At 62.8% G+C, this 14,939-nt stretch carries 14 protein-coding genes; 4 read left to right on the top strand and 10 right to left on the bottom strand.

The genetic code is table 11. From position 1 onward, the window contains the following. Window positions 1-25 precede the first annotated feature (25 nt). The 4 genes from ACW9H9_RS17715 to ACW9H9_RS17700 all read right to left on the bottom strand — a co-directional run bounded on the left by ACW9H9_RS17715 (window position 26) and on the right by ACW9H9_RS17700 (window position 3,718). Entirely contained in the window at window positions 26-415 is a 390-nt protein-coding gene (locus ACW9H9_RS17715; protein ID WP_457344502.1) for a hypothetical protein, read from the bottom strand. 32 nt (window positions 416-447) lie between these two features. Continuing rightward, the gene (gene aroA / locus ACW9H9_RS17710) at window positions 448-1,704 is read right to left on the bottom strand and encodes a 3-phosphoshikimate 1-carboxyvinyltransferase (RefSeq protein ID WP_457344503.1); all 1,257 of its coding nucleotides are present in this window, start codon (window positions 1,702-1,704) and stop codon (window positions 448-450) included. A gap of 115 nt (window positions 1,705-1,819) precedes the next feature. After that, window positions 1,820-2,374 (bottom strand): UPF0149 family protein, encoded by a 555-nt coding sequence (locus ACW9H9_RS17705; protein ID WP_457344504.1) that lies wholly within the window; start codon window positions 2,372-2,374, stop codon window positions 1,820-1,822. 42 nt (window positions 2,375-2,416) lie between these two features. Then, window positions 2,417-3,718, bottom strand: coding sequence for a chloride channel protein (locus tag ACW9H9_RS17700; protein WP_457344505.1), 1,302 nt, complete (start codon window positions 3,716-3,718; stop codon window positions 2,417-2,419). Between the two features lie 218 nt (window positions 3,719-3,936). Here ACW9H9_RS17700 and ACW9H9_RS17695 point away from each other — a divergent pair, with 218 nt between their 5' ends. Both ACW9H9_RS17695 and nudC read left to right on the top strand, forming a co-directional pair. Next, the gene (locus ACW9H9_RS17695; RefSeq protein WP_457344506.1) at window positions 3,937-4,749 is read left to right on the top strand and encodes a crotonase/enoyl-CoA hydratase family protein; all 813 of its coding nucleotides are present in this window, start codon (window positions 3,937-3,939) and stop codon (window positions 4,747-4,749) included. 5 nt (window positions 4,750-4,754) lie between these two features. Next, complete coding sequence (gene nudC / locus ACW9H9_RS17690) at window positions 4,755-5,588, top strand: NAD(+) diphosphatase (protein WP_457344507.1); 834 nt, start codon at window positions 4,755-4,757, stop codon at window positions 5,586-5,588. Here the strand turns inward: nudC and ACW9H9_RS17685 are convergent. Beyond that, the gene (locus ACW9H9_RS17685) at window positions 5,556-6,335 is read right to left on the bottom strand and encodes a TSUP family transporter (protein WP_457344508.1); all 780 of its coding nucleotides are present in this window, start codon (window positions 6,333-6,335) and stop codon (window positions 5,556-5,558) included. The two genes, nudC and ACW9H9_RS17685, sit on opposite strands and share 33 nt — an antisense overlap. 116 nt (window positions 6,336-6,451) lie before the next feature. On the opposite strand from ACW9H9_RS17685, the gene ACW9H9_RS17680 reads away from it, so the two are divergent. Continuing rightward, window positions 6,452-7,117, top strand: a complete 666-nt coding sequence (locus tag ACW9H9_RS17680; protein ID WP_457344509.1) for a hypothetical protein — start codon at window positions 6,452-6,454, stop codon at window positions 7,115-7,117. A 79-nt stretch (window positions 7,118-7,196) separates the two neighbouring features. Here ACW9H9_RS17680 and pcsA read toward each other — a convergent pair whose 3' ends face one another. After that, window positions 7,197-7,919: a phosphatidylcholine synthase gene (pcsA, locus tag ACW9H9_RS17675; RefSeq protein ID WP_457344510.1), complete on the bottom strand. Its 723-nt coding sequence runs from the start codon at window positions 7,917-7,919 to the stop codon at window positions 7,197-7,199. A 151-nt stretch (window positions 7,920-8,070) separates the two neighbouring features. Continuing rightward, window positions 8,071-8,997 (bottom strand): class I SAM-dependent methyltransferase, encoded by a 927-nt coding sequence (locus ACW9H9_RS17670; RefSeq protein WP_457344511.1) that lies wholly within the window; start codon window positions 8,995-8,997, stop codon window positions 8,071-8,073. Window positions 8,998-9,186: 189 nt separating this feature from the next. Between ACW9H9_RS17670 and mdeB the strand changes: the two genes are divergently transcribed. Further along, window positions 9,187-11,865: an alpha-ketoglutarate dehydrogenase gene (gene mdeB / locus ACW9H9_RS17665; RefSeq protein WP_457344512.1), complete on the top strand. Its 2,679-nt coding sequence runs from the start codon at window positions 9,187-9,189 to the stop codon at window positions 11,863-11,865. A gap of 21 nt (window positions 11,866-11,886) precedes the next feature. On the opposite strand, the gene ACW9H9_RS17660 is transcribed toward mdeB, so the two are convergent. The 3 genes from ACW9H9_RS17660 to ACW9H9_RS17650 form a co-directional block, all read right to left on the bottom strand. Beyond that, window positions 11,887-13,554 (bottom strand): ShET2/EspL2 family type III secretion system effector toxin, encoded by a 1,668-nt coding sequence (locus tag ACW9H9_RS17660; RefSeq protein ID WP_457344513.1) that lies wholly within the window; start codon window positions 13,552-13,554, stop codon window positions 11,887-11,889. Window positions 13,555-13,688: 134 nt separating this feature from the next. Next, window positions 13,689-14,609, bottom strand: a complete 921-nt coding sequence (locus ACW9H9_RS17655) for a transglycosylase SLT domain-containing protein (RefSeq protein WP_457344514.1) — start codon at window positions 14,607-14,609, stop codon at window positions 13,689-13,691. A gap of 232 nt (window positions 14,610-14,841) precedes the next feature. Beyond that, on the bottom strand, window positions 14,842-14,939 hold a 98-nt coding region (locus ACW9H9_RS17650), incomplete at its 5' end, for a hypothetical protein (protein WP_240462694.1).

Here is a 14,939-nt window from a genome sequence, read left to right as displayed (position 1 = left end):
GCTAACGCGTGATCCTGCGAGCCGTTCAGTCTTCGCGAAACAGCCCTTGGGCATCGAGCAGCCGGTAGGCAATTTCCGGCCGGTTTTCCAACCCGCGTCGAATCGCTCGCGGGATCGACTCCCGGGTCTTGCGGCACAGGCCCGGCAGGTCATCGATCACAATCTGCAACCCGCGCATGCTCTTGACTTCGGTATGGCCGGGGTCGATGTGCACGCGGATGCCCAATTGCTGGTACATCCGTTGTTGCAGGTGCTCAAGGTCCGCCAGGCTTTGCAGGTTTTCCAGGCGCTCGAGCAGCTTTTTTTCTTCCTGGCGGGTCAGCTGCAAGATGCGCGCATCGCCACCGGCGGTGCGCAGCAATTGATCGCGGTTGCAGTCGCAGGCGCCGGGCGGGCAGGGTTGGCGAATGTTCATGTTCCCTCCCTCCCGCCAGGGGCGCCGATGACTCAGTAGGTCAACTGCACACCAAGGCTTTGCAGTGCCTTCCAGTACCCCGGGTAGGTCTTGGCGACGCAGTCCGGGTCCTGGATTTTAACGCCCGCCACCTTAAGCCCCGCCAACGCAAAACACATGGCGATGCGGTGGTCGGCGTGGGTGTCGATCAGCGCGCTGCACGAAGTGCCGGCCAGGGCCGGGTCGCTGGCCACCAGCAAGTCGTCGCCTTCGATGGTCGCAAGGCCCGGGCGAATCTGGTTGAGGCCGTCATGCAAGGCTTGCACGCGGTCACATTCCTTGACCCGCAGGTTGGCCAGTTCAGTGAACCGCACCGGGATGTGGTTGAACGCAGCCAGGACCGCCAGTGTCGGGATGGCGTCCTGCATTTGCGAACCGACGACTTCGGCCGGCATATGCGGGAATTGCGCGATCACCGCCTGGGCCTGGGCGTCGGGTTGGGTGAAGTCTTGCGCGGCCACGCCGATATCGATACGGCCGCCGCTGAGCACTTCGGCGGCCCACAGGTAGGTGGCGGCGGAGGCGTCCGGCTCGATCAGGTAGTCGGCGGCGGTGTAGCCGGTGGCGGCCACGCGCCAGGTGGTGTCGTCGACGCTCTCGACCTGGGCGCCAAACACGCGCATGCAATCCAGGGTGAGGTCGACGTAACCCCGGGCGCCGATGTCCTTGCCGGTCAAGGCCACTTCAATCGGCGCTTCGCCGCACGCGGCGAGCATCAGCAGCGCCGAGACGTATTGGCTCGACAGGCCGCCGTCGATCTCGAAACGCTTGGCCTGCACGCGGCCCACCCCGTGAACAGTCACGGGCGGGCAGCCGGTGGGGCTGTCGACCTGAATGCCGTTTTTGCCCAGGGTGTCCAGCAGCGGTGCGATGGGGCGTTTTTGCATGTAGGCGTCGCCGTCCAGCACCACGGTGCCTTGCACGGTGGCCACGGCGGCCGTGAGAAACCGCATGGCGGTGCCCGCGTTGCCCAGGAACAGCGGCTGGGCGGGCAATTGCAACTTGCCGGTGCCGGTGACCACAAAGGTGGTGTCGTCCGGCTCGTCAATCGTCACGCCCATGTGACGCAGCGCCACGGACATGTGCCGGGTGTCATCGCTCTTCAGCGCGCCGGTCAGGCGGCTGGTGCCCTTGGCCAGCGCGGCCAGCAACAGGGCACGGTTGGTCAGGGATTTGGAGCCGGGGGGCGCTACCTTGCCGTTCAGGGGGAAGTTGGGCGGTGTGACGGTCACGGTTTTCTGCGAACTCAAGGTACAAGGCTCCTGATTCAAGGCGGGTCGCTGGGAGTGGCCGGCTGGCGGACACGAATAATCGGCCATACACGCCACCCTTGTCGAGCGGGGATCGCTGTGGACTCCCGGCAGTTCAGCGTTGGGCCGACCAGTAGTCGTGCAGGCTGCGTGCCGCAGGCTCGATGACGCTGACGCGTTGTTGATGGGCCGTCACGTCCAGGTCGTCCGGCAGTTCAAAGTTGTCCTGCTCGGCACACGCGGCGATCTGTTCCAGCAGGCTGGCCTGTTCGGCCGGCAGTTCTGGCCAGTTGCCCACGGCGGCGCCACGGATGTAACCAAAGCACCATTCTTCCGCCAGGGTCAGCGGTTGGCCCAGGTGCTCGGTTTGCTCAAAGCGCGCGCTGAAGCCGACTGCATCGGTGGCCAGTTGCGTGGCGGTGGCATTGATATGGCGCACGCACAGCTCAAGAAAGCGTTGTGCCTGCTCGGCGCTGTCCCATTGCGGGTTCTGGCCGCCCCAGATCGCCGGGAACCACTCGCCGATGTCGACCTGCGCGGGGCTGGACACCAGGGCGGTGAAGAATCCGTCGAGTTCGGCCAGGTTCAGTACGCTGTGGTCGTCGCCGTACTGCTGCAAGGTGTCTTCGATGAATTCAAAATCGGCGGCGTTGAGTGCTGGGGCGTGCATGGCAAATATCCTGTGTGCGTAAAGCGCCGCGAAGAAGGCGGCCTAAAGCGCGGAGGATGGCGCCTGCGCGGCTTTTAATCCAGCGTCTTTGCGGTTTTTTTCCCATTGCTGGCACAGCTTGCTCACACACAAAGAACCCACCACCGCCAGGATGATCGGCACCAGAAAGTCGTGCTCGATACGGGTGAATTCGGCCACCAGCACAATCGCGGTCAGCGGCATGCTCATGCTCGAGGCCAGAAACGCCGCCGCACCAATGATCGCAAACGCTCCCAGCGGCACGCCGGGCCACACCAGGCTCCAGGCGCCGCCCAGGATCACCGCCAGCAAGGCGCCGTTGGCCAGGCCGGGGGTGAGCAAGCCGCCCTCGGCTCCGGCGCGCAGGCTGCTGGTGGTGATCAGCACCTTGACCACCAGCAACAGCGCGGCCAGGCCAATGCCCAACTCATTGTCAAACCCCAACTGCGCCGGGCCTTTGCCGTTGCCCAGGATCTGCGGCAGGTACATCGCCAGAGCGCCAATAAGGGTGAAATTGATCACCGACAACACCGGCAAACGCCAGCCCCGGGCGGCGTTGGCGCGCGCCACGCCGGTGAGGCGGGTGAAGCCGTAGGCGGCCAGGCCGAACACCGGGCCACACACCACCGCCCAGGCGATCAAGGCCGGGCTCAGCACAAAGTGCGGCACCACGTACTGCGATTCGGCCCCCAGGCCGACCCAGGCCACGGACGCGGCAATCGCCGAGGTGGCCAGGGCGATCACCGCCGCCGGCCAACTGAACACGCCGATCAGCACTTCCAGCACAAACACCGCACCCCCCAGCGGCACGTTGTACACCGCCGCCAGCCCGGCCCCGGCGCCGCAGGCGACGATCAAGCGGTGCATGTCCGGCGTCAACCCGGCCCGGCGCGACAGCCAGGTGGCTGCCAGCGCACCGACTTCCCGCGGCGCCACTTCACGGCCCAGCGGCGAACCCAGCGCCACCGTGATGATCTGCAAGACGGCGTGGGCGAGGGTGGTCTTGGGCGGCATGTCCGGTGCTTGCGCCGACACGGCCTGCTTGATGCTCACCAGCGGGCGACCATAGCGATACACCGCCCACCAGCCGAGGCCCGCCACCAGCCCGCACACCACCAGCACCAGCAGGCGGCGCTCGGGGGCGGCGGCAGTGACGCCGAGCAAAAAGGTTTGATGGCTGACCAGGCTGTCCAGGCTATAGCCGTAAGCCAGGTGCTGAATGCCGTGGAGCAGCAGCGCCAGGAGCATCCCGCCCAGGCCTGCGCCAATGCCGGTAAAGATCACCACAAGGGCAAGCATCAATGATGAGCGGGGGGTGGATGACATGCACGGCTCCAGGCCCGGTAGGAAATGCCCTTGATTGTATAGTCGATAACCGGCAATCCCTGCGTGAAATGTATTGGCAGTCTGCAAGCCGCCCCTCTACAACATTGCATTACGTTTAGGCCACAGTCCCGCTTTTGGCCGATGCGTCGCCTTACCGCCTTTGATGCAGCCTTGTTATAGTTCCGGGCCTTATAAACAGCACGTCAAGGATCACTGCCATGTCCGAATACCAAGCCTTTGTCGTAGAACTCGTCGACAACGTCGCCCATGTGCAGATCAACCGCCCGGAAAAGATCAACGCCATGAACGCGGCGTTCTGGACCGAGATCATCGACATTTTCCAATGGATCGACGACACCGACGCCGTACGCGCGGTGGTGCTCAGCGGGGCGGGCAAGCATTTCTCTTCCGGCATCGACCTGATGATGATGGCGGCGGTGGCCAATGAATTCGGCAACGACGTCGGGCGCAATGCGCGCGTGCTGCGGCGCAAGATCCTGGCGCTGCAAGCCTCGTTCAACGCGGTCGACAACTGCCGCAAGCCGGTGCTGGCGGCGATCCAGGGTTACTGCATCGGCGGCGCCATCGACCTGATCAGCGCCTGCGACATGCGTTACGCCGCCGACGATGCACAGTTTTCCATCAAGGAAATCGACATCGGCATGGCCGCCGACGTGGGCACCTTGCAGCGCCTGCCGCGTATCGTCGGTGACGGCATGCTGCGCGAGCTGGCCTACACCGGGCGCACGTTCGGCGCCGAAGAGGCGCGCAGCATCGGCCTGGTCAACCGGGTGTACAAGGACCAGCAAAGCCTGCTGGCCGGAGTGCTGGAGATCGCGCGGGACATCGCTGCCAAATCGCCGATTGCCGTGGCTGGCACCAAGGCCATGATCAGCTACATGCGTGACCACAGCATCCAGGATGGCTTGGAATACGTTGCCACCTGGAACGCCGCTATGTTGCAATCGACCGACCTGCGTGTGGCCATCGCGGCCCACATGAGCAAGCAAAAACCCGAATTCGTGGATTGACCTCAATGACCTCAGGCTGGATTACCACAACGCTTTTGGACAACGACGCCCCGGGCGGCTGGGCCGTGGCCCGCAGCCGCGAAGGCTTTTTGTATGACCAGAACGGCGCGCTGTTCCCGCGCCAATGGCTCAAGGGCCAGGACCTCTCGGTGTTTGCCGAACACGGCATCGGCCACCTCGACGGTGAACCGGTGTACCTGTTGGAGCTCGATCACCCGGCCCAGGTGCCGGGTTGCAACTGGCAGGGCCTGCGGGCCTTCATGCTGCAGGGCGATCACACCGTCTACACCGTGCTGGGGTACGCCGCGCAAATCGGCACCTGGGCCCGTGAGCACCGCTTTTGCGGCAGTTGTGGCCAGGCCATGGTGCAAGTGCTACGGGAGCGGGCGATGTTCTGCGCGGCGTGCGACGTGCGCAGTTACCCGCGTATTTCGCCGAGCATGATCGTGCTGGTGACCCGCGGGGACGAGATCCTGCTGGCCCGTTCGCCGCGCTTTGTCACGGGGGTCTACAGCACCCTGGCAGGGTTCGCCGAGCCGGGTGAGTCGGCCGAAGACTGCCTGATTCGCGAGGTGCGCGAGGAGGTGCAGGTGGAGGTCAAGAACATCCAGTACCAGGGCAGCCAGTGCTGGCCGTTCCCGCACTCGATGATGCTGGGGTTTCATGCCGAATACGCCGGTGGTGACATCGTGCCCCAGCCAGACGAGATCGAGGACGCGCAGTGGTTCAGCATTCACGCGTTGCCGCCGTTACCGGCGTCACGTTCGATTGCGCGCTACCTCATCGACCTCTACGTGGCCCGTCGTTTAGGCCACGCTGAACCAGTGCTGCCAGGCTAGGCGCACTGTCAGGCCCAGCACCACGGTGATGAACACCGGGCGAATAAACTTGGCGCCGCCGCTGATGGCGCTGCGCGCGCCAAAGAAGGCGCCCACCATCACCGACACGCCCATGCACAGGCCGACAACCCAGTCCACCGAGCCGTTGAAGATAAACACCGACAACGCCGCCGCGTTGCTCACAAAGTTCATGCTGCGCGCCACACCGCTGGCTTTGACCAGATCGATGGGGTGCAACAGCATCGTGCTCACCGTCCAGAACGCCCCCGTGCCCGGCCCGGCCACGCCGTCGTAGAAACCCAGGCTGAAGCCCTGGGTGGACTGCCATTTTTTCTTGATCGGCGCGTCGTTATCCAGCGCTGCCTTGGGCGTACCGCCAAACAACAGATACACACCGCAGGCGAACACAATCACCGGCAGCATCTTGTTCAGGGTTTCGGCGGGCAGGTAATGCGCAACGATCGCCCCACTGAGCGCGCCGACCAGCGTGCCGACAATGGCATGCACCCATTGGCGTGGATGAAACAGCTTGCGCCGGTAAAACGTGAAACTGGCCGTGGCCGAGCCAAAGGTCGAACTGAGCTTATTGGTGCCCAACACCAGGTGCGGCGGCATACCGGCCGTGAGCAACGCAGGCGTGGTCAGCAAACCACCGCCACCGGCGATGGCATCGATGAAACCTGCGATAAAGGCAACCAGGGCGAGAATGGCGAGGGTGGTGAGGTCAACGCTGAGTTCGAAGGGCATGGGGCAGGCTTAGAGTCGGGGCAGGGCGCAGGGAGCGCCAAAGTGGCCTATCTTACGCGTTGCCAAAGACGACGCCCACTTGGATTTCCAGTAGGCTGCGTTGCGCGACTGACTGTTTGAATGACACGCCCATTGAGCAACAACGCCTTCGTTGGCAGGCCATGACTATATTTAACCGTATTAAAAGATGGGCAAGTCGGCGCCCCCAAACCTATGTGGCGGGCTGCTCGATTGCACAATTGCAGACGCTGTTTTCTCAGCCGTTGGTGCGCGATAGCCGCGCGAAGGCCAATCAATCGGAGTTTGTGTCGTTAGAGCCCGCAGGTGTGCAGGCCTATTACCTGTCGCTGATGACCAGTGAAGAAGAGGTCCAGCCCCTTCATGCGCTCATTGAGCCAGGGCTGACGCTGTTAAGCGAAAAGCGCTCCCATGGCGTTGTCGTCAAACGCTTTGCCGATGCCCCAGCAATAAGGGGCTTGGTTGTTTCGCTGTCCACCCAGGCATTTAATTCGACCACTGTGCAGCTCGTTTCAAATGATGCCCATTTATTAAATGCGGTTCAGTGCGCAGGCTTTGTCGTACCTCCTCCTTGGGTGGCGTTTGTGGATTACCCTCCCTCCTGGTGGAGCGCAAACATGCAAGGCGCCCAAGGTTATTACAACGACAACTACTTTCTTCCATATTTCACGCGTTTGTCTGATGCACAAAGGCAGGCCTATTACCTGCGCTATCACGCAACAGCAGAGTGGATTGCCAGTTTGGCGTTAATGCTGGATGAATGACCGCTATCCAGGTCTGGCAACCTCTGATTGATCCTCCCTTGTGGTGAGTGCCCCAACACACTCACCACCGTTCCAAGGCTCACTTACCCCGACGGTTTTCCACCCACTCCAGCCCCGTGCGCCACACACAAATCCCCAGGAAATACGCCGACATCAGCGACCACAGCCCAAACGTCCACGGGTTGGTGTTGGGGTAGTCGATCACCATCAACAAGCTGCACAGCAGCCACAGGGTCGTCACGGCGATGTTGATCGGCATGAAGCGCTTGACGCGAAAGGGGTGCAGGAACTTCATCGGGGTGACGGTCAGTAAGGCCAGGCCGATGACGGTTGCCAAGGTGACCCAGGCGTCGGGGCGGATGATGTAGACGCACAACGCAACCACGTTCCAGGCGGCCGGGAAGCCGACGAAGTAGTTGTCTTTGCTTTTCATGTTGACGTTGCAAAAGCAGAACAGTGACGACACCAGGATCACCGACACCGTGAACAGGTGCGTGAAGTCCGGCAGGTCGATGTAGCGATAAATAAACAGTGCCGGGATGAAGACGTAGGTCAGGTAGTCAATCACCAGGTCCAGGACCGAGCCGTCGAAGCTTGGGAGCACCGTTTGCACATTGACGCGTCGGGCCAGTGACCCGTCGACGCCGTCCACCACCAGAGCCAGCCCCAGCCACAGCAGGCATGCCTTGGGCTGGTTTTCCAGCAGGGCCAGGGTGGCCAGGAAGGCCAGCACCACGCCGGTGGCGGTAAAACCGTGGGCGCCCCAGGCTTTGAGCCGGGCTACATGCAGGGTCGATATCACAGGGGCGCTCTCCAGGAAGGTCAAACGGGGCAGCCGACGCACGTGATGGCGTCGAATCTGGCCAGGGAATGCAAGTATCGACCGGGAAGGGGGGAATAAGGTTCACCACCCGGTTCAACGCTTAGCGTAGCAAGCGTTGGGCAATTGGGCATCAGCCTTGACGGAATACCAAGGCCTTCAAGCCACTTTGTGGGTCGATGTCGGGAAATTCCGGCGGGTTTTCCAGCCGCCGTTCAAAACGCAGGGCGGGGGCTTCACGGGTGACGCCGTCGATGAGGAAGTCTTCGCCAAAGGCGGGGTCGTTCATGCAGGCCAGCACTGTGCCTTGCGCCGTGAGCAGGTCGGGCAGGCGGCGCAGCACGCGCTGGTAGTCCTTGGTGAGAAGAAAGCTGCCTTTCTGGAAGGACGGCGGGTCGATAATCACCAGGTCATACGGGCCGCTGCCGGTGACCTTGGCCCAGGACTTGAACAGGTCGTGGCCCAGAAACTTGACGTTGCCCAGGTCATGGCCGTTGAGTCGATGGTTGTCGCGGCCCCGGCTCAGCGCGCCACGGGCCATGTCCAGGTTCACCACCTGCTCGGCGCCGCCTTCGATGGCGGCCACCGAAAACCCGCAGGTGTAGGCAAACAGGTTGAGCACGCGCAGGCCCTTGGCGTGTTCGCGCACCCAGTTGCGCCCGTAACGCATGTCGAGAAACAGCCCGCTGTTCTGCTTTTTGCCCAGGTCGATCAGGTAGCGCAGGCCGCCTTCGGTGATGGTCAGTTCGTCAACCGCCTCGCCGTGCAGCCAGTGGGTGGTGCTTTGCGGCAGGTAGCGGTGCTGCAGCGCCACGCTGTGCACGCGGTAGCGCGCCCAGTCGATCTGCTGGAGCAGGCGCTCGAGCGCTTCAAGCTGCGCCGCTTCCGGCGCCTTGAACAGCGCGACCAGCACCACCCCTTGCAACCAGTCTACGGTGATTTGCTCCAGGCCCGGCCAGCAGCGGCCACGGCCGTGAAACAGGCGCCGGGTTTCGTCCGGCGCGGCCTCAAGGGCCGTGAGCAGGTGAGCGTGCAGGGTGGCGAGGGCGTCTGGGGTCATCGGGCAGCGTCGGTGGTTGAGCGGGCGGCATTTTAAACACATTGCGGATTTTTAGGTGGGCTCAGCACAACGTGCTGGCAATCAGAGAAACGGCAGTGATTTGTGCTCAAAAAAGCCAGTGCCTGAGCGTATAACAGTCAAAAAATCCTCCAGCCCCGACATAAACTGGAAAAAAGCCTGGAGACGGCCATGAACGGTTTCGCAAGCGCAGTGAATCAACACGCAATGGATCAGGAAGAATTGGCCGAATGGCGCGACGCCCTGGCTTCGCTGGTGGCCAACGCCGGGCCGGCGCGCGCACGGGAAATTCTCGACATGCTGGCCAGTGCCGGCAACGCGCCGCACATTGCGTGGAAACCCCGCCACGGCACGCCCTACGTCAACACCATCGCCGTGGACCAGCAACCGCCGTTCCCCGGCGACCTGGCCACCGAAGAGCGCCTGGCCTCGCTGGTGCGCTGGAACGCGCTGGCCATGGTGGTGCGCGCCAACCAGGCGTATGGCGAGTTGGGCGGCCATATCGCCAGCTACGCCAGCGCGGCGGATTTGTTTGAAGTGGGCTTCAACCATTTCTTTCGCGCCCGCAACGACCGGTTCGGCGGCGACCTGGTGTTCTACCAGCCCCATTCCGCGCCCGGTATTTACGCACGGGCGTTTCTGGAAGGGCGCTTGAGCGAGGCCGACCTTGCGCACTACCGCCAGGAAATCGGCGCCCAGGCTTCAGGTGCCCGCGGGCTTTCCAGTTACCCGCACCCCTGGTTGATGCCGGACTTCTGGCAGTTCCCCACCGGCTCCATGGGCATCGGCCCCATCAGCTCGATCTTCCAGGCGCGCTTCATGCGTTACCTCGAGCATCGCGGCTTGCAGGACACCACCGACCGCCACGTGTGGGGCGTGTTCGGCGACGGTGAAATGGACGAGCCGGAAAGCATGTCGGCCCTCACCCTGGCCGCCCGCGAAGGGCTGGACAACCTCACCTGGGTGGTCAACTGCAACCTGCAGCGCCTCGACGGCCCGGTACGCGGCAACGGGCGGATCATCGACGAGCTGGAAGCCTTGTTCGCCGGTGCCGGCTGGAACGTGATCAAGCTGGTCTGGGGCTCCGACTGGGACGCCTTGCTCGCCAAGGACACCGACGGCACGCTGGCCCGCACGCTGTCGCAAACCGTCGATGGCCAGTTCCAGACCTTTGCCGCCAAAGACGGCGCTTACAACCGCGAGCATTTCTTCGGCCAGAACGAAGCCCTGGCCGCGCTGGTGCAGGGCATGAGCGACGAGCAGATCGATCGCCTCAAGCGCGGCGGCCATGACATGCTCAAGATTCACGCCGCTTACCACGCCGCACGACGGGTAAAGGGCAAGCCGACGGTGATCCTGGCCCAGACCAAAAAAGGCTTCGGCATGGGCGAAGCCGGGCAGGGCAAGATGACCACCCACCAGCAGAAAAAACTCGACCGCGACGCGTTGATCGCCTTTCGTAATCGCTTCCAGTTGCCGCTGACGGATGAACAGACCGAATCCCTGAGCTTCTACAAACCCGCCGACGACAGCCTGGAACTGCGTTACCTGCATCAGCGTCGCGCGGCACTGGGCGGTTACGTGCCCAGCCGCAGCCAGCAGGCCGCGCCGGTGAGCGTACCGTCGGTGAGTGGCTACGGTGGTTTTGCCACCGCCGCCGACGGCAAGGAAATGTCCACCACCATGGCGTTCGTGCGCATGCTCAGCAACCTGCTCAAGGACAAGGCACTGGGCCCGCGCATCGTGCCCATCGTCGCCGACGAGGCGCGCACCTTTGGCATGGCCAACCTGTTCAAGCAGATCGGTATCTATTCCAGCGTGGGCCAGCGCTACGAGCCGGAAGACATCGGTTCGATCCTCAGTTACCGCGAGGCCACCGACGGGCAGATCCTGGAAGAAGGCATCAGTGAAGCCAGCGCCATCAGCTCATGGGTGGCGGCCGCCACCAGTTACTCGGTGCACGGTTTGCGCATGTTGCCGTTCTACATCTATTACTCGATGTTCGGCTTCCAGCGCATCGGCGACCTGATCTGGGCGGCCGCCGACCAACGCGCCCGGGGCTTTTTGCTTGGCGCCACGGCCGGGCGTACCACCTTGGGCGGCGAAGGCTTGCAGCACCAGGACGGCAGCAGCCACCTCACGGCCGCCACCGTGCCCAACTGCCGCGCCTATGACCCGGCGTTCGCGGGCGAGTTTGCGGTGATCCTCGACCACGGCATGCGCCAGATGCTGGAGCACGACGTGGACGAGTTCTACTACGTGACCCTGATGAACGAAAACTACCCGCAACCCAGCCTGCCCGCAGGCGTCGAAGCGGCGGTAATTAAAGGCATGTACCGCCTCCAGGGGCCGGCCGGTGCGCAGGTGCGGCTGCTGGGTTCCGGCACGTTGGTGCGTGAAGCCCAGGCGGCCGCGCAGTTGCTCAAGGACGACTGGCAGGTGGACAGCGAAGTGTTCAGCGTCACCAGTTTCAGCGAACTGGCACGGGATGCGCGCGAGGTGGAGCGCTGGAACCGCATGCATCCACAGGCGCCGGCACGGGTGAGTCACCTGGCTGAGTGCTTGCCCAAAGGTGCGCCTGTCATCGCCGTGTCTGACTACGTGCGGGCCGTGCCGCAGATGGTCGGTTCGTATGTGGACTCGCGTTACACCGTGCTGGGCACCGACGGCTTTGGCCGCAGTGATACGCGGGCGGCACTGCGTGACTTCTTTGAGGTGGACCGCCACCACCTGGTGCTGGCGGCGTTGACGGCCTTGGTGGAAGAGGGCGCGCTGGACGCCCGCGTGTGCCAGCAGGCCATCGAGCGTTACCGCCTGCAGACGGAGCGTGCGGCGCCCTGGACGTGCTGAGGGGATAAGTGGGGGCCGATCTCAACGCCAGAGCCTGGAAAACATGGCGTTGAGGGAGGTGTCGATGAACCCGCGGGTGCTGAAGAGGCTGTCCACGTCCTTGGCAAGCAATGCGCCTGCGGTGACCAGGGGCTGCAACGCCTGCTTGAGCGCCTGGACATCTCTGTCGCTGGTCGTGGCCATCGACTTCGCTGTCGATGCCGATCCGATGCCAAGCAGGACTTCCTTGACGTCGTCGCCGCTGAACACGTTGCGTTGAAAGCTCTGCTCCAGCTGCTCAACAACGGTTGCAAGTGACTTGGCGTCGGCCCTTTTAAACAACACATCAATCCCCGAAATCTCGCCCCTGTTGGCTGCGCCAAACAGCGCCTTGGCTTGAGGCTTGGTCAACAGCCCGTGGCGGGTGGCGTCTGTGACCTGCGCCAGGTAGGTCGCCACGGTGTTCATCCGCCCGCCCTTGAATGCCATGTAGAGCCCGTCTGTCCTGTTTTCACCGCTGGATGCCTGCGCACGAAACAGCTCAAACAGGTCGCCTTTGCTCAGGCATTTTCTGTCGGCCAGGTTGCTGGCACCTTGCATCCAGGCTTCGACAACGTCTGAACGGCCGTTTTGCAAGGCTCTGAACAGGCCGGGCGTTCCCAATTCAGTGCCAGCCAGTGCGGCCTTGAGTGCTGACCGATGGGTAAAAAAGTCACGGCTTGCCTTGGTGATGAGCTGCTTGAGCAAGGCCGGATCATCACGATCAAGGGCATTACAGATAAACGAAGCCATCACCTGCACAGGCGCGGGTTCGGTCCGCAAATCCAGGTCGGCCAGGGCCTCGCCCGGGCGGAAAAAGTCGTGCGTTGCGTGCAGCGTGAACGCGTGGTTTCCCTGCTCGCGGCGTGCATTCAACGGCAGCTCGGCGGTTTGCAGGGCCTCGTCGTCGTTGAAGTCGTCGGCCTCGACCCGGTCATGGTTGGTGGTGTTGTTGGGGTCATAGACCGTCACGCACACCCGGTTGTTCTCCTTGATCTGCACGTTGACGGCCATCACGTGATTACTGGAGGTCATCAAAAAGTCGGCCTTGCTTTGTCGACTCTGAGTCATTTTGCGAGCGATGCGCATCAGTTGCGTGGAGAAGGTGTTGACACTCACCACCACCGAGTTTTTCAAGGTTGCTGCGCTTAACAGTTGCAAGTAACCCTGATTGGCCTGGCGCAATTTACCGCCGGAAAAATACATCGCGATCGCCCGCTCGCTGGTCATCGCCGCCAGAAAGCGCGTTTTTTTCGGGCTCAGGAAATATTCATAAGCCAAGTGCCGACAGGCCACGCGGGTGTCTCCCAGGAACGTGTCGCTGTCTTTCTCCCGGCTGTCCAGGGTGACGGCCATGTTGAAGCCATGGTTGTCGCGTTTGCTCGGTCGATAGAGTTCGTTTTTGAACGGGGCCTCGGCGAAGTCATCATCGAGCCGCAGCGGCGCTGCGGACGAGGACGTTCGTTCGGTCAGCCGCGACAGCTCAACAGTGTTCAAGTGGGTGCGCGATGCGATGGCCGCACGCTCTTGTGCGCTGCTTTGTCGGGCAGGGGGCTCAACGACGGGCGGTTGTGGCGGGCCCGCGTGGGGGCTGCTTTGGGCGGCGGGGTCATGCGGTAACTGTTCGATCGGCACGAATGCCTGGGGAGATGAGCAAGTGATCTTTGTCATGGGTGCCTGGGGTCGACGTTCACGGGGTGCAGACATGTGAGTGTCGTGAAGGGAGCGCGCGCCGCGCCGTTCAGGCGTTGCGCGCAGGGGCATCACCCCGCCAGCGCGTGACTGGCAAGGCGGGGCCCAAGTGGTTACGCGGTGCGCAGTTGCTGGGCGATCCGCTCTACGCTCGAGGCGTACTCGTCGGCCTTGATCACACGGCCGTAGGAGTCGGTCGCGCCTGGCTTCCAGTTGTCACCGCCGTTGTACTTCTGCAGTTGAGACGTGGTGTCGCCGCCTTTGCTGCCCATGATCAGGGCGGCCATTGCTACCTGGTCAGCCTGGCTGCCGTGGTTGTAGGCGTGGCCGGTCTTTTCCTGGAACTGGCCGGCGTACGCGGCACGGGTGCTCGGCTCGACCTGCATCACGCCATCGCCGCCGCTCGGGCCGGAGAGGTCCTTGCCGAAGTTGCTTTCCTGTTTGGACTGCGCGGCCAGAATGTACGGGTCGACGCCGAATTTTTTGCCGGAGTCCACGCAGTCGTTCCACAGCGACTGGGGCATGCCTTTGGGAGGGCTGCCAGCGTCGGCGGTGGTGTCGGGGGCGTTGCTGCCTTGCGCCTTTTGAGGACCGTTGCCCGGTTGGGCGGCAAGGTTTTGTGGCGCTGCCGGATGGCTGCCGCCGGCGCTGTGAGTACCGCCACTTTTGCCGCTGCCACCGCCGCCGCTACCACCACTGCCTGCGCTGTCGTCTTTACCGCCGCCCATCATTTTCATCAGGGCCTGCAACAGCGATTGCAGCAGGTTGATGATTTCTTCAATGCCGCCTTCATCGGACTGTTTGTCCGGGGCTTGGGTGGAGCGGTGATGCACGGACGATCCCTGTGACGCGTCGTTGGCGCCTTCGATGCGCGACGAAGGCGGGCCAAAATTCACCGCACCGCCATTGCCGCCTGCAAACTGCAACAGGCCGGAATGGCCGGTGTGCCCGCCCTGTCCCGCGTTGGCAGAATGGTCGTGTGGCGTCAGGTTCTGGGGGATGAACGCAGAACCTCCGTTTACGGATAACGACATACATGTACTCCCTTGTTATCGCAGGGGTGAGAGGCCAGTTGCGCAAGCTGGTCGGGCGGGCTCACCGAAACGACGTTCAGGTCGGAATTTTAAGAAAAGTCTGCTTGCGTATCCGTGAGTGGTGGGGAGGGTGAAACAGGTTCCCTTAATAAAGCGGGTTGGATCCATTAAGCGGGCAATAAAAAGGGCCGCCGGATGGCAGCCCTGTTTTTGGTGCGTTTTAACGGTGTAATCAATCCCAGCTAAGCGCCCCACCCGTCTGATACTCAATCACTCGCGTCTCAAAGAAGTTCTTCTCTTTCTTCAAGTCCATGATCTCGCTCATCCAGG

The sequence above is a fragment of the Pseudomonas sp. SDO5215_S409 genome, assembly GCF_054071325.1.
The sequence above is the reverse complement of the archived record's forward strand: the minus strand, read 5'-3'. Positions and strand labels throughout refer to the sequence as shown.